At 58.3% G+C, this 23,211-nt stretch carries 18 protein-coding genes and 1 pseudogene; 10 read left to right on the top strand and 9 right to left on the bottom strand.

Annotation, left to right across the window (positions count from 1 at the left end; all coding sequences use genetic code 11):
- Positions 1-35 precede the first annotated feature (35 nt).
- A complete protein-coding gene (locus tag SynA15127_RS11160; protein ID WP_186484167.1) occupies positions 36-1,091 on the top strand; it encodes a hypothetical protein in 1,056 nt (351 codons plus the stop codon).
- Here the strand turns inward: SynA15127_RS11160 and SynA15127_RS11155 are convergent.
- From SynA15127_RS11155 to SynA15127_RS11140, 4 genes are read right to left on the bottom strand one after another with little or no spacing between them, the layout of a single operon-like run.
- On the bottom strand, positions 1,050-1,841 hold the full coding sequence (locus SynA15127_RS11155) for a peptidylprolyl isomerase (protein ID WP_186484166.1): 792 nt from the start codon (positions 1,839-1,841) through the stop codon (positions 1,050-1,052). The two genes, SynA15127_RS11160 and SynA15127_RS11155, sit on opposite strands and share 42 nt — an antisense overlap.
- Positions 1,838-2,104 (bottom strand): hypothetical protein, encoded by a 267-nt coding sequence (locus SynA15127_RS11150; protein WP_186484165.1) that lies wholly within the window; start codon positions 2,102-2,104, stop codon positions 1,838-1,840. Before SynA15127_RS11150 ends, SynA15127_RS11155 begins: the two co-directional genes overlap by 4 nt.
- Positions 2,104-3,360, bottom strand: coding sequence for an HlyD family secretion protein (locus SynA15127_RS11145; protein ID WP_186484164.1), 1,257 nt, complete (start codon positions 3,358-3,360; stop codon positions 2,104-2,106). Before SynA15127_RS11145 ends, SynA15127_RS11150 begins: the two co-directional genes overlap by 1 nt.
- Positions 3,360-6,200, bottom strand: a complete 2,841-nt coding sequence (locus SynA15127_RS11140; protein WP_186484163.1) for an ATP-binding cassette domain-containing protein — start codon at positions 6,198-6,200, stop codon at positions 3,360-3,362. Before SynA15127_RS11140 ends, SynA15127_RS11145 begins: the two co-directional genes overlap by 1 nt.
- A gap of 61 nt (positions 6,201-6,261) precedes the next feature.
- Here SynA15127_RS11140 and SynA15127_RS11135 point away from each other — a divergent pair, with 61 nt between their 5' ends.
- Complete coding sequence (locus SynA15127_RS11135) at positions 6,262-7,305, top strand: hypothetical protein (protein WP_186484162.1); 1,044 nt, start codon at positions 6,262-6,264, stop codon at positions 7,303-7,305.
- On the opposite strand, the gene SynA15127_RS11130 is transcribed toward SynA15127_RS11135, so the two are convergent.
- Entirely contained in the window at positions 7,253-7,807 is a 555-nt protein-coding gene (locus SynA15127_RS11130) for a hypothetical protein (RefSeq protein ID WP_186484161.1), read from the bottom strand. The genes SynA15127_RS11135 and SynA15127_RS11130 overlap by 53 nt on opposite strands.
- A 51-nt stretch (positions 7,808-7,858) precedes the next feature.
- Between SynA15127_RS11130 and SynA15127_RS11125 the strand changes: the two genes are divergently transcribed.
- Positions 7,859-11,464 carry a rhamnan synthesis F family protein gene (locus tag SynA15127_RS11125; RefSeq protein WP_186484160.1) on the top strand — a complete coding sequence of 1,202 codons (3,606 nt, stop codon included), beginning with the start codon at positions 7,859-7,861 and terminating at the stop codon, positions 11,462-11,464.
- The gene (locus tag SynA15127_RS11120; protein WP_186484159.1) at positions 11,461-12,684 is read left to right on the top strand and encodes a glycosyltransferase; all 1,224 of its coding nucleotides are present in this window, start codon (positions 11,461-11,463) and stop codon (positions 12,682-12,684) included. The genes SynA15127_RS11125 and SynA15127_RS11120 overlap by 4 nt, the downstream gene beginning before the upstream one ends.
- Positions 12,685-12,711: 27 nt before the next feature.
- Here the strand turns inward: SynA15127_RS11120 and SynA15127_RS11115 are convergent, their stop codons facing one another.
- The 4 genes from SynA15127_RS11115 to SynA15127_RS11100 all read right to left on the bottom strand — a co-directional run bounded on the left by SynA15127_RS11115 (position 12,712) and on the right by SynA15127_RS11100 (position 18,083).
- Positions 12,712-13,584: a bifunctional 2-polyprenyl-6-hydroxyphenol methylase/3-demethylubiquinol 3-O-methyltransferase UbiG gene (locus tag SynA15127_RS11115; protein WP_186484158.1), complete on the bottom strand. Its 873-nt coding sequence runs from the start codon at positions 13,582-13,584 to the stop codon at positions 12,712-12,714.
- A 96-nt stretch (positions 13,585-13,680) separates the two neighbouring features.
- Positions 13,681-15,027, bottom strand: a complete 1,347-nt coding sequence (locus SynA15127_RS11110; protein WP_186484157.1) for a hypothetical protein — start codon at positions 15,025-15,027, stop codon at positions 13,681-13,683.
- Positions 15,028-15,072: 45 nt separating this feature from the next.
- Positions 15,073-15,561: a dual specificity protein phosphatase family protein gene (locus SynA15127_RS11105; RefSeq protein WP_255475484.1), complete on the bottom strand. Its 489-nt coding sequence runs from the start codon at positions 15,559-15,561 to the stop codon at positions 15,073-15,075.
- Positions 15,546-18,083 carry a polysaccharide biosynthesis tyrosine autokinase gene (locus tag SynA15127_RS11100; RefSeq protein WP_186484156.1) on the bottom strand — a complete coding sequence of 846 codons (2,538 nt, stop codon included), beginning with the start codon at positions 18,081-18,083 and terminating at the stop codon, positions 15,546-15,548. Before SynA15127_RS11100 ends, SynA15127_RS11105 begins: the two co-directional genes overlap by 16 nt.
- Before the next feature lie 99 nt (positions 18,084-18,182).
- Here SynA15127_RS11100 and SynA15127_RS11095 point away from each other — a divergent pair, with 99 nt between their 5' ends.
- The 6 genes and pseudogenes from SynA15127_RS11095 to SynA15127_RS11070 all read left to right on the top strand — a co-directional run bounded on the left by SynA15127_RS11095 (position 18,183) and on the right by SynA15127_RS11070 (position 23,162).
- Positions 18,183-19,247 carry a polysaccharide biosynthesis/export family protein gene (locus SynA15127_RS11095; RefSeq protein ID WP_186484155.1) on the top strand — a complete coding sequence of 355 codons (1,065 nt, stop codon included), beginning with the start codon at positions 18,183-18,185 and terminating at the stop codon, positions 19,245-19,247.
- Positions 19,248-19,608: 361 nt separating this feature from the next.
- Complete coding sequence (locus SynA15127_RS11090) at positions 19,609-19,935, top strand: hypothetical protein (protein ID WP_186484154.1); 327 nt, start codon at positions 19,609-19,611, stop codon at positions 19,933-19,935.
- A gap of 328 nt (positions 19,936-20,263) precedes the next feature.
- A pseudogene (locus SynA15127_RS13585) lies at positions 20,264-20,344 on the top strand (GDP-mannose 4,6-dehydratase); the annotation flags it as partial.
- Positions 20,345-20,533: 189 nt separating this feature from the next.
- Positions 20,534-20,713, top strand: a complete 180-nt coding sequence (locus tag SynA15127_RS11080) for a hypothetical protein (protein ID WP_186484152.1) — start codon at positions 20,534-20,536, stop codon at positions 20,711-20,713.
- 68 nt (positions 20,714-20,781) lie between these two features.
- Positions 20,782-21,804, top strand: coding sequence for an NAD-dependent epimerase (locus SynA15127_RS11075; RefSeq protein WP_304623139.1), 1,023 nt, complete (start codon positions 20,782-20,784; stop codon positions 21,802-21,804).
- Entirely contained in the window at positions 21,801-23,162 is a 1,362-nt protein-coding gene (locus SynA15127_RS11070; RefSeq protein ID WP_186484151.1) for a nucleotide sugar dehydrogenase, read from the top strand. The genes SynA15127_RS11075 and SynA15127_RS11070 overlap by 4 nt, the downstream gene beginning before the upstream one ends.
- Positions 23,163-23,211 lie beyond the last annotated feature (49 nt).

Here is a 23,211-nt window from a genome sequence, read left to right as displayed (position 1 = left end):
CGGATTAATCTCCAGCTCCTGACTCGGATGGTCCCATGGGGCTGCGCAGCTGGATCCGCCAACGGCTGAACGGCGACCTGCACCGCATTGATCTGGTGGCACCAGGTCCGGTGGAGATCCCGCCGCCTGCCAGGGCTGGCCTGCAGCTGGATCCAGTCGCCGCCCCCTGGTCCGTGGCCCGGCTCACGGATCTGCTGCGGGAGGCGGAGCATCAGCCGACCGTCACCACCTTGCAGGCTGCACGATTGGCCCGCCATCGCCTCTCGCGCTTCTGGCTCGACGCCCCCGTTGATCAGTTGGAGGCTTTATACCAGGGTGAACTCGGCACTTTGCAGCGATTGCTGTTGCAGGGACCTCTGGTGCAGCAGGATCTGGCCGGGGATGAGCAGCGCTGGCGCGATCAGCTTGCCCGCGGCATGGCTCAGCCTGGGGAACAAGTGCGCCAGATCAGTTGGGTGCTGGCCCTGATGCCGTACACCCGGCCTGGTGTGTTGAAGGTGAGCCAGCCGCTGCAGGTGCTGCCCGACTGGCTGCTGGGTGATTACGTGGCCTACTGCGCACCGGAGCTGGAGGAGCAGCTGAACCAACCGGCTGGTCTGTTGAAGGCGGGGACGGATGCACCGGAACCGCTGACGCAACGCCGCGGTGAGCAGGCCATGGCCTGGTTCCGAGATGCCGAGGTGCTGGCTCGGATGCGGGCGCTGATCCGCCAGTACAAAGAGACTCCCCTGGATCAGGAGACCCTGGACGAGCTGTGCGGCCTGCGGCGGGTGGTGGCCCAGCTGTGGCTGGATGTGGAGGTGGCGCAGCTGCAGACGTTGCATCAGACGGCTGTGGGGGCGATCACCCGTGCTCTGCTGCTGGCGGGTTTTGGTGATGAGCTGCTGGATGCCACCGATGAGCGGGCCCGCCGGGAGCTGCTGCCGATGGCGCGGGATCTGAGCCACCCACGGGCTGCGGGCCATCTTCTGGCCCTGCTGCTGTTCGTGCCGCTGGAGAGCGTCACGGTGGAATCGGCCAATCAGTTGCCGGATTGGCTCACGCGCGACTTACGCGAGATCGCTGCTCAGCTCTCGGCTGAGCAGGTGTAGCGGCAGCGGCTCCGGCTGCTCTCCGTCGAGCAGCCGCATCACGCGCTGGTGCAACCAGTCGTTGAACAGCTCCTGCAGCAGCTCCGATCGGGTGTCGTCGTCGAGGCGGGCCCCCTGCCAGGCATCGAGGCGCAGGATCAGCCAGATGTCCACCAGAAAAAAGGGCGGCAAGAGTTGGCCCGTCTGGCTGATGCGCAGCTTCTCCGCCACCTGAGCATGGGCCTGGCTGAGGGGAACAGGTCCGACGCGCCCGCCGTTGTGGCGCTCATCGCCTTCGGAGTAGCAGGCGGCCAGTTCCTCAAAGCTGGCTTCGCCTTCCTGCAGGCGCTGGTGCAGCTCGAAGGCCAGGTCGCCATCACGCACCCGGATCAGGGAATAGTGGATCTGATCACGGTCCAGCTTGCTGGCCAGAAAGCGCAGCTCCACTTCCTCGCTGAACACCTGGCGGCGGAACCGCTCCACCCGTTCGCCCTTGGTGGAGAAATAACGGAGATCCTCCGCACTCCAGCCACGTTCCTGCAGGAACTCTCGGCGCTGATCGCTGGTGTTGATGCCTTGGCCAGCCTCATAGGTCTTCACCAGGTGCTGCTCGATCTCCGTCGGCAGGTCGATCACCAGACAGATCTCGTCGTAGACGCTGGCCTGAGCCATCGCCAGGCAGAGCCCCTGCTGACGCGCGATTCGATTGAGCTCCTTCGCGGTGGTCCAGGCCACTCCCGGTTTGAGTTCGATCCAGTCCGTTTCGTTCATGCGTGAAACTCCTTCCAGACCAGGCGATAGATCAGCAGCCCCACCGGCGGCACTAGCAACAGTGGCAGCAGTGCGAACACGGTGAGCAGCGGCTCCCCCAGCAGGAGCGGGATGGACCACACCAGCACATAGCCGAGCAGCATCAGCACGATCCGCTGCCGCTTCTGCTTCAGCCAGGCCCAGAGGCGGCGCATCCGAAGTCGCAGCCGCGCCAGTGGCGTTTGGGCCTTGGCCGGCCGGTAGGGCCAGAGGGGATGCAGCATCAGCGCATCCGCTCCAGAGCGCGCAGGCGGTCGTCGAGACCACCGGCGATCGAGGAGATGAAGCGGCGGTTGCGCAGGTGCACATCGGCCACCAGGCTCATGCCCGGTTGCAGCGGCACCTGGCGCTGGCCGGCCTGCAGGGTCTGGCGGCTGAGCTTCAGGACGGCGGGGAAGAACAGCCCCGGTTCCTCGGTGCCGAGCACCCGGCGCTGCTCGGCTGTGGTGAGGGCGTCGGACCCGATCCGCTCCACCGTGGCGGGGATGAAGCCGAAGTCGCCACGGGGAAAGGAGTTGATGGCGACATCAGCCCGCTGACCCGGTTGAATGAAGCCGATGGCGCTGTTTGGGATGTAAACCTTCGCCTGCAGTTGATCCTGGGGAATGATTTTCAGCAGCGGCTTTTCCTCGGAGGCGGTGTTCACGACGCTGCCGGTGCTGATGCTGAGATCGAACACCACACCGGAGATTGGTGCACGCACCTCGATCAACGACAGGCGAACTTCCAAAACACTGATCTCGCGATTGAGATCAGTGATGGCTCGCAGATTGTTCTCGATCTCTCGTCGAAGCTGGGATTCACTGCCGGCGATGGTGGCTCCAGCTCCTGCTTCCAGGCGGGCGACCTCCCGTTCCTCCGCTTCCACTTGGTTAAGGAAATTATCTGCCTGGGTTTGTGCTTGTAGAGCCTGAAGCTGGCTGGTGGCACCTTTTTTGTACAGCAGGTTGAAGCGTTGGTTGATGTTTTCGGCTGTTTTGAGTTGCAGGCGGAGGCCTTCAAGGCGGGTGCGGCTGCGGGCCAGGGCCTCGCGGGCAGCGCTGATGTCGCTGTTCAGCTTGCGGCGTTGGGATTCCAGCTGCTGTTGTTGGTTGGCCGTGAGCTCAGCTTCGGACTCTTCACCGAGAATCACCCGATTGATCGCAATCTGACTTTGCAGCTGGCTTCGTTTGCGGCGGAATGCGTGCAAGCGGGTTTCGGCATCGCGGGGGTCGAAGCGCACCAGTAAGTCGCCGACTGCCACGCTGGCGCCTTCCTTCACGGGCACTGCGGCCACGAGTCCATCCAAGGCCGACTCGATCTCGTGCACCGGTGTGGCCGGCTGCAGTTTGCCCTGTAGAGCCACTGTTTCGGGCAGCGGTGCCAGAAAGGCCCAGACACCGGCGAAAGCGGTGGTACCAGTGATCGTCCATACCAGCACCGAGCGGTTGCGCCGGGATTTGTTGAGCAGAACGGGCTGATTGAAGCTCCAGGGCTGCATCAGCTCACCCCCTCCCGGTGCTGACTCTGGTGCAGTCCGAAATACCAGCCCTGTCTTTGCATCAGCTCGTCGTGGTCTCCGACCTCCATCACCGCTCCCTGATCCATCAGCACGATCATGTCCGCCGGCCGCACGGTGGCCAGTCGGTGAGTGATGAAGAAAACGGTGCGACCGCGGAAGGCTTCGAACAGGTTGAGGCACACCTGGCGCTCGGTGCGGGCATCCAGGGCACTGGTGGCTTCATCCAGGATCAGCAGGCGGGGGTTCTGCAGCACGGCACGGGCCAGGGCCATGCGTTGACGCTGGCCGCCAGACAACCCGGCACCCCGCTCGCCGACTGGGGAGTTGTAGCCCTGGGGCTGCTCCATGATGAACTCGTGGGCGCAGGCGATCTTGGCGGCTCGGATCAGCTCTTCGCTGCTGGCATCCGGTTTCACCATCAGCAGGTTGTCCTTGATCGAGCCGTCGAACAGCAGTGAGTCCTGAGGGACCACGCCGATCTGACGGCGCAGCGAATACAGCTCCACCTTGGCGATGTCGAGGCCATCGATCAGGATTCGGCCGTTCTCGGGCTCATAGAAGCGGGAGAGCAGCTTGAGCACTGTGGATTTTCCTGATCCGGAGCCGCCCACCATGCCCACGAAGGTGCCCTCCGGCACCTCCAGTGACACGTTGTGGAGGATCTGGGGCCCATCCTCGCTGTAGCGGAAGTCCACCCCTTGGATCGAGACGCTGCCGGCGATGGGCGGCATCGGGATGTTGGCGGCCTGAAGATCAGATTGTTCTGTGGGCCGGTCGACGATGTCGGCAGCCAGCGTGAGGTTGTTGGACTGAACCTTGAACTCCTGCCAGGTCTGCACCAGCTGGATCATCGGGCCGGTGACTTTGTTGCCCATGATCCGGAAGGCGAACAGGGCCGCGATGTTGAGATCGCCTCGAGACACCAGGTAGATGCCTACCACCATCTGGGCGATCGAGCTGAGTTCATTGATGAACTTGGCGAGCGCCTGGATCGTCTGGCCGCTCACCTTGAGTTTGTAGTCCTCGCCGATGAAGCTGGCGTAGCGGGTCTGGAACTCCCAACGGGTCTTCAGTTCGGCGTTCTGAGACTTGATCGTCTGAATTCCCGTGATCGCCTCGGTGAGGTAGCTGTTGGTTTTGACCCCTTCCTCCACCGTTCGATCGATCTGGTGATCCACCAATGGATTGGCGATGAAGGCCAGCACCACGAACAGGGGCAGGGCGCTGAGGGTGATCAGGGTGAGGGTCGGGCTGATCCACCAGAGCACGGCCAGGTAGAGAAAACTGAAGCCGAAATCGAGAATGCTGGTGAGAGCCTTGCCGATCAGGAAGTCCCGCAGGCGATCCAGCTGGGTGAAGTAATAAGTGATACGCCCGACGGGGCGTTCATCAAAAAAATGCTGGGGCAGACGAACGAGCCGATCCAGGATCGTCTCGCGGGTGTCCATGTCCACCCGGTTGGCGATGCCGGTGAAGATCAGGCTGCGCATGGCTGTGACGATCGCCTCCAGCACGCAGGCCACGATCAAGATCACGCCCACACTGATCACCCCATCGATGGCGTCGGTGCCGCCGCCGATGGCCTGGATCATCCGGAAGACGCCGAGACCGATCACGATCCCCAGAACTGACATCACGGCGGAACAGGCCAGCACCTGGATCAGTTCCTGGCGGTGGGGCAGCAGGTAGGGGCCGTACCAGCTCCAGCTGAACCGCTTCTCTTTGCTGCCCGGGCGACGCCGGATCAGCAGCAACGGCAGCCTTTCCTGGCCCTCGGGGAGCAGCTCGGTTGCTGGCACGCGCAATGGTCCCAGCTCTGGCTCCAGCAGCCGCAGCTGGCCATCAGGGTCAATGCCGTCGATCAGGGCGATGCTGCCCTGGTGTTCGATCACGGCGGGGGTGGGGATGCGGGCCAGCTGGGGTAAGGGCAGCTGAATCAATGCCACGGAAAGATCTAGACCCGTCAGCAGTTGGCCGATGTTGTAGAGATTCAGGCTTGGTTGCCGCTCCAGCAGGCCGTTGATCTGATCCCGCAGGTTGTCTTTGTATACCGGCACGCCATGAACGTCGGCCACGGCCTGGCAGATGGCCATCGGGATGTCGCGGGGACCGCTGGCCCGGTTCAGTTGAAGCGGTTGCCCTTGATGGGATCGTTCCGGCACCGGGGCTGGGCGAACAAGATCGTCCAATTCCGCCTGGAAGGCCGCTCGGTTGGCCTCCAGCTGTGGGTCCGGCAACCAGATCAGCCGCTGTTGCAGCAGAGGTTCAGTGGTTGCCTGGGTCCAGAGGCTGGCGTCCGGTCGGTACCAGTGACCGGGGAGGTCCAGCTCCCCCAGACCTGGAGGCTGATCCACCAGCCAGTGCAACTGGGGCAGCAGCTGCTGCCATTGCTCGAGCTGCTGGCTGCGGCCCTGATTGGCATGACTGAGTTGCCGCAATAGATGTACCGCTTCGATCGCGGGGGTCTGTCGGGCACACCATTGCCTGAGTTCCGCTTGGTTCTTGAAGTGGCTGTGAAAATCAGCCGCTGGCAGAAACAGCAGCTCGCTGGCCTCTGCTGCTCGCAGGTGTTCGATCGGTCGTCCGTGCAGCAGGCTCAGCCAGCCCACCAGCTCTCCTGGTCCGTGCCGCTCGATCGTGCGCCACTGCCGACTGGGGGGCACCTGGGCCAGGCTGCGCACACTGCCGCTCTTGATCAGCCAGATGCCGGAGGTCGCTGTGCACGGTTCAAGCAGGGTCTCGCCGGGATTGAGCTGAACGATCTCGGCCTGTGCCTTGAACAGATCCTCCAATTTGATGGTGGTGGAGGACTGCCCCATGGCGTTGCTGCGTGCGCCTCACGATCGCGTCGTCCCAAAGTACCCGCAGTGTCTTGAGGTTATGGATCTGCTGAAGCTGGAGGCGCAGCAGCCGGAGTTTCTGGCAGCTGCGGAGCAGTTGGCTGCGCAGCATGGCTGGGAGTTGCAACAGCTCAGAGCAGCCGAACAGCCGGTTTCAGCATTTGAGTATGCGCTGCTGGAGGAGGCGATTGCCTCTCGGGAGGGTGATCAGCCGCTGTTTTCGTTGGCCTTGATGGAACTGGCGTTGGCCAAGGGCTACCGATCGCCTTGGTTGCAGGACAACCGCGCCCGAGCGTTGGTGGCGCTGGACCGCCAGAAGGAGGCGTCAGCGATTTGGCAGCAGCTGGCATGTTCTGCGGACGCGGCTCTCAAGGCAGCGGCATTGGGAATGCTCGATCAGCTCAAGCTGGAGGCGCAGCAGCCGGAGTTTCTGGCAGCCGCGGAGCAGTTGGCTGCGCAGCACCGGTGGGAGTTGCAACAGCTCAGAACAGCCGAACAGCCGGTTTCAGCGTTTGAGCATGCGCTGCTAGAGGAGGCGATTGCCTCTCGGGAGGGTGATCAGCCGCTGTTTTCGTTGGCCTTGATGGAACTGGCGTTGGCCAAGGGCTACCGATCGCCTTGGTTGCAGGACAACCGCGCCCGAGCGTTGGTGGCGCTGGACCGCCAGGAGGAGGCCTGTGTGGCTTGGCGGCTCATGGCTTCAGTCAGTGGTTCGGTGGAGATCCAGACCATGGCAGCGGAGCTGCTGGCTCATCACGAACTGGAGGCTGAGCAACAGCGGCGGCAGCGCAAACAACAAAAGCAGATTGATCGCGCCTTAGCTACCCATAGCTATGCAGATCTTGAATCTGCGATTCGTGATCTGGTTGATGCTTTGATCGTGGATCCTGATCACACTCCGCTGCGTCAGGCTTTGATCAAGGTTCTGGAAAAACGGCGGCAATTTGAAGATCCTTGCTGGAAAAAATTATCTTCGCTGTTGCAAGCTGAAGAGCTGATGCTTGAGGCCTCGGAAGTTGTTTTGTCTGAGATTATGTATCGCTTTGGGATGACTCCTGCTGGATGTCGCTCAGTAGCTCAGTGAGCAAACGCATGCTGCGGCGCTGATGATCATGATGCTGCCCCAGCAAGAGGCGAAGACGCTGGTTCTCAAAGCGCAACTTGATCCACTGCTCCAAGGCTTCTGTGGATCCAGTTGAGGCCTGTTCGATGCATTGGCTGTAACCGGGTTGCAACGTGTCGTAGAGGTTAACGAGAGATCTTGCGCATTGGATCAGCAGCATCGCAATCAGAGGGCAGGGTAAATCTGACTGATGGGTTGGGTTATTCCATTTTTTCTTGAGATCTTGCATGGTTTGCAGGTTGTGTTGCCCTGCGTTCCGCAAGATGATCAATTTCTGGTATCGCTGTTCCAGGTCTTGTAGGTCGATTTGGAGATCCGCGGTGTCGGCCAAAAGACGATCCGGGCTGTTCATGATCACAACAGTGCCAGGCGGGCCAGGGAAGGCGGTTTCGTTGATATGGTGCGCGTCCAGGTAGGCCCGTGTGCTCCAGTCGACAGGGAAGGGCGAGCTCCAAGTGGTCATCTCACGGTCTGCAACGCCGATGTCATCATGGACTGGCTGGACATGGGGCCCATGGCTGATTGGCTCTGCCGCCTAAGCCCAGAGGAGTGGGCCCTTGGTCAGTGGTCTGCTGAGGCAGCCAAAGCCCTTGGGGTGGATGGTTGGGTGATTTCTGTTGAAGCTGAGGGTGTCGCTCCGCAGCAAGCTGAGTTGCTCGGGGAGATGCTCGAAAGCCCTGATGGTTTGCCGGTCGTCCTTGAGTGGTGTCTCAGTGAGCACTGTGGCCTTGCCTCACTGCAACAGAAACTTGATGGGATCGGGCCCTGGCTACAGCATCCACGCGCTTATCGGATCGCTGGTCTGCCACTGCTTCTGATTCGTGGCTGTGAGCATCTCGGGAGTGAGCCCTCCGTGGCTGATCGCTTGCAGCAACTCTTTCGAGAACAAGGTTGTGATCCGCTGCCTTGGTTGGTTCCGTGTTGTTCCTCATCTGTGGATGGTTTCGACGGTGTGTATGAGGAGGTTCTGTTGCCGGAACGCAGCTCTCAGCCATCAAGCCGTGCCAATTATGAGTTGCACCTCAGGAATGCTCACTGGCACGAATCACCGCATGGCTGGCACATTCCGGCGGTCAGGGCGCTCGCAGCGAACGACTGGGATCGTTACTGCAATGCCACGGCCAAGCGCTACCGGGAGTGGTTGCGATTGGTCAGCCATTGGAGCGTCCTGCAGCGGAATGGTGATCTCAGGTCACCCGTTCTATTGGAGAGCTGGAGTGGGCATCGTCGTTGGTGGAGTGACGACGGGGAGATCCAGCTGATTGCTGATTCTTCATCCGAACCGATCACCTCCACCGTTCAGGAATTGTCTTGGGGCGAGTGTTCTGCTGAGAATCTGGCGTTGATGGTGCACGGGTATTACCTCGATGGATTGGCGTCGATGTTGCATCGGCTCGATCCGCGAGCTGAGCCATCGATCGATCTCTACGTGAGTACGCCAATTCGGCAACTACACGCCGTGGCCAACGTGTTGCGTCGTCAGGGCTGGCCAAGGGTGCATCTGTTCGGCGTGCCCAACCGTGGCCGGGATCTTGCCCCCTTCGTCCGTCAACTTCTCCCGGCCGCCCTGTCGGTCGGGCATTTGGCCTTCCTCAAGGTGCACACCAAGTCGTCTCCACACCTGGCGGAGGGCAAGGACTGGGGACATCACCTGCTGTCGTCCATCTTGAATCCAGACTTGATGTGTGGGCTTCAACAACGTCTGCAGAACGATTCCGAGCTTGGGCTTTTGGCTCCAGCCGGCACGGTCATGCCGATCACGGTTCAGCTCCATAACAACGGCAAACATCTGGCCGCCTTGCAGCATCGCTGGGGCACTGATGCAGAGCAGCTCCTCGACTCCCGCTTCATTGCTGGAAGCATGTTTGCTGGTCGCTTGGCGTCCTTAGAGCCTTTGTATGAGCATTTACCAGAGCTCTCTTGTTTTGAAGCCGAGGCTGGCCAAACCGATGGAACCCTGGCCCATGCCTTGGAGCGTTGGATCGGGGTGATCCTGCACAAGTCAGGTCAGCGGATGGAAGAATTACCTGGGAATCCTCAATCTGTTCCGTGTTTTGGGTTTCGTTGGGCTGATCAGCCCGAGGATGGCGGCATCAATGCAGTGAGGCCACTTGCGACCTCTGGTTGTTCAAAAAGTCAACCGATTGACACCCCTCTCGTTGTTCAGCATCGTCAAGAAGGTCTTTTAGGGATGTTCCCAGATGTCTCAGATCGATGTGAGCAGAAGAATTCTGCTGGTTTGGATCTGAGCCAGTCCATCAACGTTTTTTCAACAGTCCAGGCACTCGCCGACGCCCATGGCTGGTCTTTGCAAAAGCTTGTGGCTGGTTCTTATTCGCTGGAGGAGCTTCAGAGGTCTCTTGTTGGTGAAGCGATCGCCTCTCGTCAAGCTGGAGCAGCAACATTCTCGCGGGAGCTGATGACATGGGCCTTGGCGGCAGGCTTTCCCTCCCCTTGGCTGAGAGACAACCTGGCGCGTGCACTGTTGCATTTGCAGCGCCCAGAGGAGGCCTGTGAGTTGTGGCGACAGTTGGCGGAATTTCATGACAATCATGAGGTCAAGGCAGCAGCGAAAGAGATGCTGAGCCGTTGTGTCATTCAGAATCAGCTCGAGGCAGCTTTGATGCAAGGGAATCTGCCAATCGCCGACCAATGGCTGGATTCCCTGCTTGAACAGGGTCAGGGGTTCGGACCACATGATTGGCAGAGTTTTGTTGCTTCGCTGGATGATCAGGGGCTGATTCCGTGGCTGTTGCCTTTGTTGGAGTCACGGATCGACACGCAACCCAGTGATGGGTTGTTTCGGTTGATTGATGGGTTGAGATTGCTGCGTGGAGATGCCCACCTTGATCAGCTTCTCAGGGTGTCTCAGGACCAGCTCCTTGCCTTCGGTTGGCGTGCGGCCGCTGGTGAGGCGGTGCTGCTGGCTCGCACCAGCACGGGGCGTTGGATCCAGGCCAGATCAACCGGGCCGAATCTGAGTCGGCCGGATGTGTCAGAGCAACTCCAGCTGCCGGCCCTCAGTGATGCTGGCTTCCTGTCTGTTTTGGCCCTCGAACCGGGCGAAAGCCTCACCGGGCTGTGGTTGCAAGGCCATCAGCAAGCGCTGGATGTGCGGGATCTGCGCGGACTGCCCTACATCGGTGTGGTGGATCAGATGTTGCTGCTGTGCCAGGCGGGTCTGACTCCGTTGGAACGGGCACCAGCTTTGTTTGAAGCCGGGATTGGACAGGCTCTTCAGTCTTTGGCTGCTCCATTGAGCTCACAGCAGCATTGGCAGGAGTTGATCCACCGCCGGGAGCATTTCGGGGTCGTGATGCGTGATGCGGAGATCACGGTGGTGATCCCCCTCTACCGCCGCTGGGATTTCATCCTTGGCCACGTGGCCGGCTTCTGTGAAGACCCCTGGTTCCAGGCGAGGCGGGTGCGCTTGCTCTATGTGATTGATGACCCGACGATTGAAACGGAGGTGTTGGGCTGGTGCCGCGGGCAGCTCACGGATGAGCTGCTGGATGTGTCGGTGATCTCCTTGCAGCGCAACAGCGGCTTTGCCTTGGCCAGCAACTGCGGCGTGTTGGCGGCGGAAACCCCCTACGTCTGTCTGCTCAACTCCGATGTGCTGCCGATCCAGCCGGGTTGGTTGCAGCCGATGTTCCGCACCCTGCTGATGATGCCGCAGGCGCTGTTGGCCCCGCTGCTTTTGACGGATGAGGGCAGGATTCAACACGCTGGGATGACGGCTCAGCCCCTGGGGTTGCAGGATCTGCCCGCCTGTGTTCATAGCCTCAAGGGGTTGGATCCGAGCCAGCTGAAAACCCTCAGCCCGGATGGTTTGTCGTACGACGTTGAGCTGCTGAGCGGCGCAGCGCTGATGTTCGAACGACGACGGTTTCTAGAGCTTGGAGGTTTTGATCCGGTGTTTGGCCGCGGCGACTTTGAAGACCTGGATTTTTCGATCCGCTGGAAGCGAGCTGGTGGTCGTCTGCAGCTAGTGCCCAGTGCCCGCTTAACCCATCTGGAGCGCCAGAGCATCACCCACAGCGTCGATCTGATGGCCCAATGGCGGGGGCTTTTAAACGCTTGGCAAGCGAAGGCACTCTGTGCAGAAGAGCTGGCATGAGCGTTCTCTATGTGAGCCATGGCCATCCGGTCTTTGCCAAAGGGGGTGGTGAACTGGCAGCTTGGCGGTTGTTCGAGGCGTTTCGCAGCAAGCCGGGTTTTGAAGGTAGCGGTTTTCTGGCGGCAGCCTCCTCACCGGATCAATTACCAGCGGGTTCTGAGGTGGTGGGTTTGAGCGCAGATGAATGGTTGATCAAGCGTTCGCCCAATCCCTTTTTTCATGACACAGCGGTGAACCTCTGTCATGGAGGGCAGTTGCATCAAGCCTTGGCCGGGCGATGTTTTCAGATCATTCATCTGCATCACTATTTGCATGTGGGCATTGATCTGGTGCTGGCTTTGAAGCGCTGGTTTCCCAAAGCGAAGCTGTTGCTGACGCTGCATGACTACTGGGGACCATGCGTCTATGAGGGGCGTTTACTGCGTGCTTCTGGAGAGCTGTGCAGTGGTGGTGATCCAGAAGCTTGTGATCAATGTTTGGGAGGTGGGCGTCGCGGAGAATTATCGATCCGATCACAAAGGCTGCAGCGGCTTTTCGGGGTAATCGATCACCTGCTGTGCCCCAGCTTATTTTTGAAACAGCGTTATTTGGATTGGGGCGTTGATCCCAAAAAGATCAGTGTGCTTGAAAATCTTCCTGCCCCAGATTCTTCCCATCAAGTGCCTCTATCCGACTCGGATCTCTTGGAACAGAGTCAAGAAATCCCCCTTGTGGTCGGTTATTTTGGACAGGTCAATCCATGGAAGGGATTGTCGCTGCTAATCGAAGCTATTGGTTTGCTTAGGTCTGTGAATGTTGCTGTTCAATTGGAAGTCAATGGAGCGCATGCTGATGATTTTGAGAGTATTCCTGATGGTGTGCGCTTTAACGGTCGTTATGAACCCGAGGATCTGCCGCAAAGAATGGCCTGCGTCCATGTTGTTGCAATGGCATCAACTTGGTATGAAAACTCTCCCATGGTGATTCAAGAAGCTTTCCAGTATGGTCGACCTGTGATTGTTCCGAATTTGGGTGGTATGGCTGAAAAAGTACAGCATGATTTTTCGGGATTGTTGTTTAAAGCGGGATCGGCAAATGCAATTGCTATTCAAATCAAAAGGCTCATTCAAGAAGATCGCTTGTTGTCGAACCTCCGTGCCAATATTGCGCATAAGAATGCCATCAAAATTGACGAATGTGACTGTCATCAAAAAATATATACGAAGTTGGCTGCTGTGTAGATTGAAGCAAAAAGGTTGCGCTGCATCTTATTGATTGAAATTGAATTTTATTTCGGGCTTCGGAGCTGTGCTCTTCTGAAGTGTAGGAGTTAGTTGAATTGAGTCAGAGCGTAGGATGACTTGATTGCGAGGAGTGTGGCGAGTCAATACATACACGTCTTGTGTTCCTCCCCACCAGATGCCCTGTTTGTATTCACTTAAATGCATGTCTGGTAGGGCTTCGAAAATTTTCATGGCAAAACTTGGGTGCGCACAAGCCGTTCCATATTCAGTCTGAATCAAATCATCTTGCTCTGATTCAGGATAGAAATAAAAATCGAGGCCTTTGTGAATAAATTTTTCTGTAGACGCAACGCTTGAGGGCGGCCCGTGGGTTGTGAAGATCAGCATGCCTCCTTCTTCCAAAAGATCACAAAGTGTTCTTAGCCACGGCAGCCAGCTATGTGCTGGCATGTGTGAAAAGAAGGAAAGAGCAACAACAGCATCGTATCTGTACGGAATGTTTAAATTTGATGGAATATAATCTGATAAGTGGCACTTTGTATTCAAGTATTTCGCGTGGAACTCCACGGCTTTAGGGTGAATGTCGCTGGCTTCTACCCTCGCCTCAGGCATGACGATAGGAAAATGCCTGTTCACCATTCCGAAGCCAGAGGCAAAGTCAAGAAGAGAAAACTTGTCTGGATTGATTGTTGCGATTCCTGTCGGTTGTATATTTCTCAAAATAATCTCGCGAATTCTTGTTGCGGATTCTCGTCCATTGTCGAAGTAGTGTCTTAATGCAGTGGTATCGTCTGGTAAATGTTGCTGAAGAAACTTAAGCAGAAAATCCTCCTCATGCACTATGAGGGGAACCCCAAACTCTTCGCGTAAGTCAGTGCTAGGAGTTTGGTCGCTCATTAGAGCATTTGATTGTGGATTTGAATTCTAAGGCAGCGGGCGATTTGCTCAAGCTGCACCGTGGCACGTGTTGCCGTCTAGATATGGTTACTGTAATTAGAATGAAAGGTCTGTAAAAAATCCCAATCTTGTGCGGCATGATCCAAAGCTGATATTTTCTCCTGGGCAGTGTGTTGAGTTGATGAAATTGTCAAGGCCAGGATTTATGCCTGCGATTGGTGCGACCAACTCGAATCCAAATTGCCAGGAAATATTCTTGAAGGGCTTAAAAGAAATGCCAAAGTTTAGATCGCTTTGGTAAATCGCATAGAGTCCAATCCATGGCCAAGGTGCAAAACCTAAAGAAATAGCAGGCCCCCAAAAAACTTCGTGGATGCAATCGCTGCTGGCGGCGCTTGGTGGCTTGTAGGGAGTTTTGTAAACAGATTGTTCTGCGCAAACATAGGCTGAAGTGACCCCGGCGGTATCCTCCGCAAAGCCATCTTTTGCAAAGTCGTCATACCTGACCGAGAAAATAGATCCATATTGTCCACCTCTTAGCCACTTTGGGTAAGTTATTGTACCAAGGTTGGTCTCCGGGTTGTAAACATCACTCATTAAGCCTGCGCTGAAGCTGATAATTGGCGGCTCAATTGTGTCATTGAGTTTAAAGATTTTTGTCCCCATCAGGTAGAGGGGCTTGGGCAAGTCAGTTGTTTCGTCTAGGTGGAACAATGAGTCGCCACCAAGGCTGATTCCAAATGTTTTGCCAAAATTTTTTGACAGACGGAAGCCTAGCGATTGACCGTCGCCAAATTTTGTCCCACTGTCCCCGGAGCCAAATGTTTCTGATCCAATTGAAAAGTTAAAGGGTGCCCCTTCCCCGCTCAAGCTATGGATCGTCCATTGGAGCTCGAGGCTAAAGTTTTCGTCGGCCCATAGCGAGAGCCAGTTTCGGCTTAGGCCGTCCGCGCACTGATCTAAAAAATCGCCATCTTTGCAAGGGGATGGAGCCTGCTGCCATGAATCGTCAATCGCAGAAATCTGCAGATTGACCCAGGTTCCTGGTTTCCTTTGTAAGGCGTTATATCCAAGATTGGGATACACCGTCTCTCCGATCTGAATCATCGATCCACGGGAATACGCCGGTAGTGGTTCCATAGCAATAACTTTCTCTGCATCTAGATCGCTGAAGGGAACAATGTTGTCCTCGGTGATCACGTCTTTTTGTTCTAGAGGTTGCCAAACCAATGATCGGATTGGTGCATCTGATGTGGTCTCGCCGTTGGGGGATGCATCGACAGAGTTCCAGGTGACTCCCTTTTGCTTGCTGTCTTCATCGTCACGCTCTGGAGTTGACCATTCCAAAGGAGATTGTGTCGTGGAGGGAGGCTCCACGGGTGTCCATCCCTCTGATCGTGCGACGAACGGTTGCAGGAACAATGCTGACGCTGTGGCGATCAACGTCAGCCAAGAACACTTACGAACTGATTGCGTCATTGATTGTCGTCAAGCCGCAGTCTGTTGAATGCGCAATTCGTGCAGTAGGGCCAACTGACCCGGCAGCGGGTTCGTACCGGGGTGCTGTTGCATCAGGTAATCGAGGGCCCGCTCCGGGCTCATGCGGTGCTGGCGCACCAACAAGGCCAGGCAGACCAAGGGTGAGCGTTCCATCGCTGCTACGCAGTGCACGAAGACCGGACCGTGCTGATGTAGCTCGGCCAAATGTGATAAGGCAGTTTCCAGTTCAGCCAGGGTGGGCAGGCGGCCGGCACGGTGGTCCGGCAACACGTATCGACTTGTTCGGAAGCCTTCGCCCAATCCTGCAGGTGGTGTGGCTTCGTCGGGGGCGCAGAGGCTGAGGACACAACGGATTCCTGCTTCCCGCAGGCGATCCAGGTGCCGTTCAGCGCGAGGGGCTGGACCAATGGCGAGTTGATCGACCAGTACCCAGTCGATGCGGAAATAACGGGAGCGTTGCATCAGTTGTCCAGCCACTTCATCAGCCGTTGACGCTGGGCCCGCCAACGATCGCGCAGGTTAGGGGCTTTGTCGCTGCCTTTCCCATTGCCATTGCTGGATGGCTGCAGGCTGCGGCGTTTGCGGGTTGTCACAGCTGCGGACGAATCGCCGTTCTCGCTTGGCTGAGTTTCGTCCTCATCGTTGGCGTAATAGGCGTAAGCCGCAGAGGTGTCGTAAGCGGCGTAGCCGTAGCCGCCGTAGCCATAGCCCCCGTAACCGCCATAGCCATAGCCGTATTTGCCATAGCCGTACTTGCCGTAGCCATATTTGCCGTAGCCGTAGGCGGCACTTTGCTTCTCCGGCTTAAGGGCATTGGTGACGATGCCCAGCAGTGGTGCGCCACTGCTGCGGATGCGGGCAATGGATTCTTTGGGTAAGGAGCGATCGACGCGATCCAGGCTGACGAGCAGCATCAACCCATCGCAGTGCTCGGCCACTAAGGCTGCATCAGCCAGACCCAGCACCGGGGGCGTGTCAAACAGCACCAGATCGAACTGACCTGATTGCTCCAGTTCGTTGACAAGTGAGCGCATGCGATTGGAGCTGAGCAGGCGGGTGGGGTCGGGCGGCCGTCGTCCGGCTGTGAGCACGGTCCAGTTGTTGTAACCGGGCACGGTCTGAATTGCATCGCGCCAGGTTTGGTCGTCTTCTGTGAGCACGTTGCTGAGGCCGCTGAGGTTATTAAGGCCAAGTCGCACGTGCATCTGCGGTTTGCGTAGGTCAGCGTCGATCAACAGCACCCGCTGGCCCATCTCAGAGAGGGTCTTGGCCAACAGCACGTTCACGAGGGATTTGCCTTCTGCCGGCAGCGAACTGGTGAGGGCGATGGAACGAAGTGGCTGGTCGCTGTTGAGAAAGCGGATTGAGGTGAAGAGGTTGCGGAAGGCCTCCTGATAGAAGAAGCGCTGGTAGCGGCGCTGTTTGGCGGTATCAGCGTCTTCTCCAGTGGTGACGGACTTGTCCAGTTCTTGCAACAGAAAGCGTTTGTCTTCCCGCACCCCTTTGAAGAACTCCACGTGGGGGATATGGCCAAGTAGGGGCAGGTTGAGGTCGTCTTTGACTTCACCGGCGTGGTGGAACACATGGTCCATGCGGTCGCGTAGAAGACCTGCGGCAGCGCCGGCCACCAGGCCCAAGACGGTGCCTAGGGCTAGGTTCCGAGGGACTGATGGTTTGATCGGTTTTGGGTTGATCGTGGGTTCCGCGATCACACGCCAGGGAACGGTGCGCTGGGCAATCTCCAATTGGAATTTCTCCCTGGCCGTCACAAGTCCGGCCAGGTTTTGTTTGGCGATCTCCAAACGCTGCCGCAGGGCTTCGTACTGCTTGATCAGGCCAGGCTGCTGCAGGAACTGCTGGTTGAGGGTGGCCTGTTGCATGCGGGCAGTGGCTAAGCGTCCGGCATTGAGACTGAGGGCTGCATCGGCAGCCTCCAATTGGTTCTGGCGCAGTAGCGGCCTGAGCTGGTTGAGCCGTTCTTCGAGACCGAGCACCATCGAGGAGCCGGGGTTGTAGCGGGATCGGGCCTCTGCCAACTCCGTTTCCACCTTGAGCAGTTGTTGCAGCAGACTCTGGTCCACATCGCTGACGGTGAGACCGCTGTTGGCCTGCGCCCCACCTGTGTTGCCGATCGCCTCCTGGAAGCCGCGGGCGGTGAGGGTGCCGCCAGAGATCTCATCGCGCACTTTGAGAAGCCGGTTGCGATCAGCCTCCAGTCCAAGCACCTGTGCTGCCATAGAGGTTTCGCGCTCTTTCAGCGCTCCTGCTTCAGCTGTGGGCTCCAGCAGCGAATAACGGGTGCGGAAGCCGGCCAATTCTCCCTGCAATTGATCGAGCCTGGTCTGCAGCGAAGGGGCTTGTTTGTTGAGGAATGCGAGGCCATCAGCGAGGCGTTGCTGGCGCTGCTGCAGGGCTGCCTGCAGGTAGGTGCTGCTCAAGGCCTTCAGCAGAAGCTCATCCTCTACTGGATCGCGACCTGTGAGGCTCACATTCAAAACACCCTCGGCTTCCTTGCGTTTTGCGCCACCAGTGCTGATGTTGACTCTCGATCTCAGTGCACCCGTTGAGAGCTCAAACTTGTCGGCAACCGGTTGAAGCAGCACTGGGCTTTTCAGCACCTCAATCAGCGTGGGAATGTCGTTGCTTGTGGTGTTGCGGGCTAGCTGCTCAAACATTGTGCCTTCCACGTTGGCCATGCCTGCTCGACCGCCGCCCTCATTGCTGATCGGGTCGGTGATCAGGAGGGAGAACGAGCCCTGATAAACGGGACGGAACAGGCGTTGATAGGTGGTGAACAGTGCCGCCAGCACGATGACGCTGCCGGCGGTCACGGCGACCAGTTTTTTGCGGCGCTGCAGTGCTCGCCAGAGCTCGCGTAGATCAATTTCGTCATCCGTTTTGACAATCTCGGTTGCGCCATGATTTCTCACCCGCACGGTCTGATCTTTGCGGGGATCGAAATCCGGTGATTGCCCCGGTGCGGCCACCAGATTCGACATTCAACATGGCATGACGGATTTGCAACTTAACCGGCAGTGCTCGTCACTCCAAGAACGCATGGGACACTTGCACACTCATTCCGGCTGACAAGAGCCTCGATGCCTGTTCTGCGATCTCTGGCGTTGACGTTGGCTCTGGGAGTTGCCGTGCTGCCCGTCGGGGCGATGCCGACTGAGCAGTCCGTGTCGACGCTTCAGGAGGACGCTTACATCATTGGTCCAGGCGATGTCCTCGACCTGAAGCTGTTTGACGCTGAAGAGCTGTCTGGTTCCCTTGAGGTGTTGAACGACGGCAGTGTGCCTTTGCCGTTGGTGGGCAGCGTTCGGCTCAGCGGTTTGACGCTGCAGCAGGCGACCCATTGGGTGCAGCAACTGATGAGCAAGGAACTGCTACGGCCGGATCTGCAGCTGCGGGTGGTGAAACCGCGTCCGATCCGTGTGGCCCTTGTGGGGCAGGTGGAACGGCCCGGCATCTATTCCCTCACCACCAGCGAAACTGGCCAGACCGAAGGCGGGCCAGAAATTCGGCTGAGCGGTTTACCAACGGTGGTGGATGCGATCCAGAAGGCTGGTGGCATCACCCAGAACGCCAATCTGCGGGGGGTGGTGCTGCAGCGCCGTCTGCCAGGGATAGAGAGTGAGCTCAGTTACAAGCAGGCGGAGCTGGATCTGTTGGATCTTGTTCTGGATGGCAACCAGAGCCAGAACCCTTTCCTGTTTGATGGCGACACGATTCGAATCAGCGAGGCGGAGGAGACCCCTGAGGAAGCTGTGGAGCTGGCGGCCGTGAATCTTTCGCCTCAGGTGATTTCCGTGAATGTGATCGGTGAGGTGGAAAACCCTGGGCGGGTTGAATTGCAGGCCAACACGCCGTTGGTGCAGGCGGTGCTGGCAGCCGGCGGCCCGAAGAACTGGCGGGCCAGCACCGGCAATGTGGAGTTGGTGCGGATCAACCGCAATGGCAGTGCCACGTTGAAGAAGTTCCGGATTGATCTGGGAGAGGGAGCCTCGAACGAGAAGAATCCACCGCTTCGGGATGGAGACTCGGTGAAGGTGAACCGCAGCACCCTGGCGCGGGCCAGCGACGCCATCAATGCGGTGAGTCAGCCGTTGGGCGGTCTGGTGCAGATCTGGACCCTGTTCCGCCTGATCAACACCAACTGATCCTTTCCCGCCTGGCTAGGCCGTGAAGGCCGTTCCAGCTAATTTCAGTGGTGTTTCGGCTCGCGGCGATGACCCTCACCACCAGCCTGGAGCGCAGTGGCCTTGAGGCCATAAGTAAGGAAGGTCAATTGGGCCTGCTCTTTCTGCGGGTGGTCCGCAGCTTGAATGCCCTAATGCGAGCTGATGCGTCACTGGATGGAGCAGCCCAATACCCATTTGGCAGGGCTGTGCCCAAGGATGCAGCGCTTCTCGGTGGAAGGGTTGGGGCACCTGGTTGCTGATTTCGATATGTCGCTGGACCCGCAACCTGGCTGAACAGCCACGGCTGGAAGCGCTGATCAGGGCAGCTGATACGAGGGAGTTGTTTCACGCGGCTCCTTCCCTGGCCACCGTGCTGGCCGAGCCCGCGTTACGTGCGCTGCGTCTGCTCGAAGGCTCACCACTGCCTGCGGGGCGTTGCATTCACCGCAAGCAAACCTTCTTTTCGGTGCAGATCTATACCGATTGCGGCCTTCGGCTGCAGCATTGCCTTGAGGATCCAAAAGCTGTCGTCTGGAGCACGGCTTGGTTGACAAGGAGCCCTGCGGGGAAAGCCCTTACTGACAAGCAGTTGTGGCGCGATTGCGTGGCGTCATTGACACGTAATCGTGTCGACAATCTCTATCTCTCCCTGGGGGCTGGTCTGTAGTTGCATCGGCTTCTCCAGTGCCCATGTAGATGGATGCGATCCGTGGCAGAATTCTCCAATAACTGCAGTCGAGGCGGTCGAGCTCTGCTCCCGTCCGCTGTTGTTTCAGTAGCTGGGGTGTGTACACGTATTGCTATTTGCAAACTGAAACGGTTGGCCTGGACTTCCGAAGGGCCACCCTCGCCCAGTGAAGCTTCGTTAGATCATCTGAAGCTTTCTTGAACCTCCTGCAGGCTTCAGTTTGAACCCCTTAACGACACCCTCACTAATTCCTCATCACCTCCATAGCAACACCCTCGCCCAAAACCGCCCTGTCACAGTCATCACTATGCAGGACGGCAGTTATTTGGCGGAGCTGTTGCTGAAGAAGGGCTACAAGGTGCATGGCTTCAAGCGATGTGCAAGCAGCTTGTGCCTCAGGCCCGCTTCGCAAACAACACCACCGGAAGTGACAATATGTATTTAGCAAACTCCACCACCACTAAGTGATTCTTTGCGAGCGAGCTCATTTGTGCGCCACCCCCCGTTAAGCAGTGATGTACTAATTATCGTTATTACTTAGCCTAAAGAATCGTCCGACACTTTGGCGGCTTAAGTGATGGAACAGGAGCGGCGGCGGGCGGTGGCTGTTTGCGCTGCGGCTGCTCGGAATCAACAATCTGCCGGTGAGATGAAGCACTGCCCGATCGCGCTGCTGGATGCACGGGGACCGGTGGTTTCAATTGCGGTGCTAGACACCATGTTCGACACGTTTCTGCCGTTACCCACGGTGGAGTGAGCTTGATGCCGAACTGGTACCAACCTATATGTGCCGCATTTCATCACTTTTCATTCTCTCTGCTCTGCATGACTGTTCTGGTAACCGGTGCTGCAGGTTTTATTGGATATCACCTCAGCCGCCGGCTACTGGAGCAGGGAACACCCGTGGTGGGTTTTGACAACGTCAACCCTTACTACGACCCCTCCCTGAAGCGAGCGCGTATGGCTCAGTTGGAGACCGCAGCCTCAAAAGCTGGCACCCCTTTCCAGCTGATCGAAGCCGATTTGGAGGATCGAGATGCCGTGGAGGCGACCTTCCATCAGCACAAACCCCAACAGGTGGTGAACCTGGCGGCCCAAGCGGGGGTGCGCTATTCGATCGAGAACCCGGCAGCCTACATCCAGAGCAATCTGGTGGGCTTTGGCCACATCCTCGAGGGCTGCCGACATCACGACGTGGAGCATCTGGTGTATGCCTCCAGCAGTTCGGTGTATGGCGGCAACACCCAGCTGCCCTTTTCCGAGCACCACAGCGTGGACCATCCGGTGAGTCTCTATGCGGCCAGCAAGAAGGCCAACGAGCTGATGGCCCACACCTACAGCCATCTTTATGGGCTTCCAGCCACCGGCCTGCGCTTCTTCACGGTGTATGGGCCTTGGGGCCGGCCGGACATGGCCCTGTTTCTGTTCACCAAGGCGATGCTGGCCGGTGAGCCGATCCAGGTGTTCAACAACGGCCAGATGGTGCGTGATTTCACTTATATCGACGACATCATCGAGAGCCTGGTGCGCCTGCTCGACAAACCGGCCGCGCCCGATCCTGCGTTCGATAGCGCCAGCCCGGATCCGGCCACCAGCTGGGCCCCGCATCGGGTGTTCAACATCGGCAACTCCAACCCCACGCCGCTGATGGATTACATCGAGGCGGTGGAAAACGCCCTGGGTGTTACCGCCATCAAAGAGTTTCTGCCGATGCAGCCCGGCGATGTGCCCGCCACCGCCGCGGATACCTCAGCACTGGAGGCCTGGACGGGTTTCAAGCCCAACACCCGAGTGCAAGACGGCGTGGCTCGGTTTGTGGCCTGGTATCGGGAGTTTTACGCCGCATGATCCTTTTCCCAGAGCTCAACACCTGCATCGTGGCCGTGATCGGCCTGGGATACGTGGGGCTGCCACTGGCGGTGGAATTCGCCAAGCCTCAGCCCTGCCGCCGCACGGGTACGGCGCTGAAACGGCGCGTGATCGGCTTCGATATCAATGGCCAGCGACTGAACGAGCTGCGCCAGGGGTTCGACCGCACTAATGAAACCAGCTCGGAGGAGCTGCAGGCAGCGCAGCTGCTGGAGTTCAAGAGTGATCCAGAGCAGCTGGCAGTAGCCGATGTGTTCGTGGTCACGGTGCCTACGCCGATTGATTCGGCTAAACGCCCCGACCTTAGGCCCTTGGAGAACGCCAGTGCCGCAGTGGGTCGGGCGCTCAAGGCCCGTGCTGCCCAGGGCACCAGCAGTACCCCAGTGGTGATCTACGAAAGCACTGTCTATCCAGGTGCTACTGAAGAGGTATGTGTGCCGATCCTGGAGCGCGAGAGCGGCCTGCGCTTCGACGCCGCGGAGCCAGGAGCAGGCTTTTGTTGCGGTTACAGCCCGGAACGGATCAATCCCGGTGACCAGGAGCACAGGCTCACAAAGATCACCAAGGTGACTAGTGGCAGCACCCCCGAAGCTGCTGATTGGGTGGATGCGTTGTACGGCTCGATCATTGCGGCGGGGACCTACCAGGCCAGCAGTCTCAAGGTGGCTGAAGCCGCCAAGGTGATCGAAAACACCCAGCGCGATCTCAACATCGCCCTGGTGAACGAGCTTGCGATCATCTTCCGGCAGATGAACATCGACACCTTGGATGTGCTCGAGGCCGCTGGCACGAAATGGAACTTTCTGCCATTTCGGCCCGGGCTGGTAGGTGGCCATTGCATCGGCGTCGACCCCTATTACCTCACGTACAAAGCTGAACAGCTGGGCTACCACCCCCAGGTGGTGCTGGCCGGTCGGCGCATCAACGACGGTATGGGTCGCTGGGTGGTGGAGCAGCTGGTGTTGGAAATGGCTCGCCGGGGGATGGTGATCGCCAAAGCCAAGGTGCTAGTGCTTGGGCTCAGCTTCAAGGAAAACTGCCCAGATCTTCGCAACACACGTGTGGTGGATCTGATTTGTGCACTGCAGCGCTACGGGATGTGGCCTTTGGTGGTGGATCCCTGGGTGGATTCGCAAGAAGCGCAACTCAAATACGGCCTCACAGTGCAGCCGGTGATCCCCCATGGCGAGCGCTGGAGTGCGGTGGTGGTTGCGGTGGCGCATCAGCAGTTCAGGGAACTGCAACCGGATCAATGGCAGCCAATGCTCACGCAGGAGGGGTTGCTGGTGGACTTGAAGGGTTTGGTGCCGCGGCAGCTTCAGGCTCTTCGCCTTTAGTCGCCATCATTCCCGATACATCTGCTCCTAGCTCTCATCTCTACTATCT

The sequence above is a fragment of the Synechococcus sp. A15-127 genome, from assembly GCF_014280215.1.
Lineage (GTDB): Bacteria > Cyanobacteriota > Cyanobacteriia > PCC-6307 > Cyanobiaceae > Parasynechococcus.
Note: the sequence above shows the minus strand (reverse complement) of the source record. Positions and strands in the feature narration are given on the sequence as shown.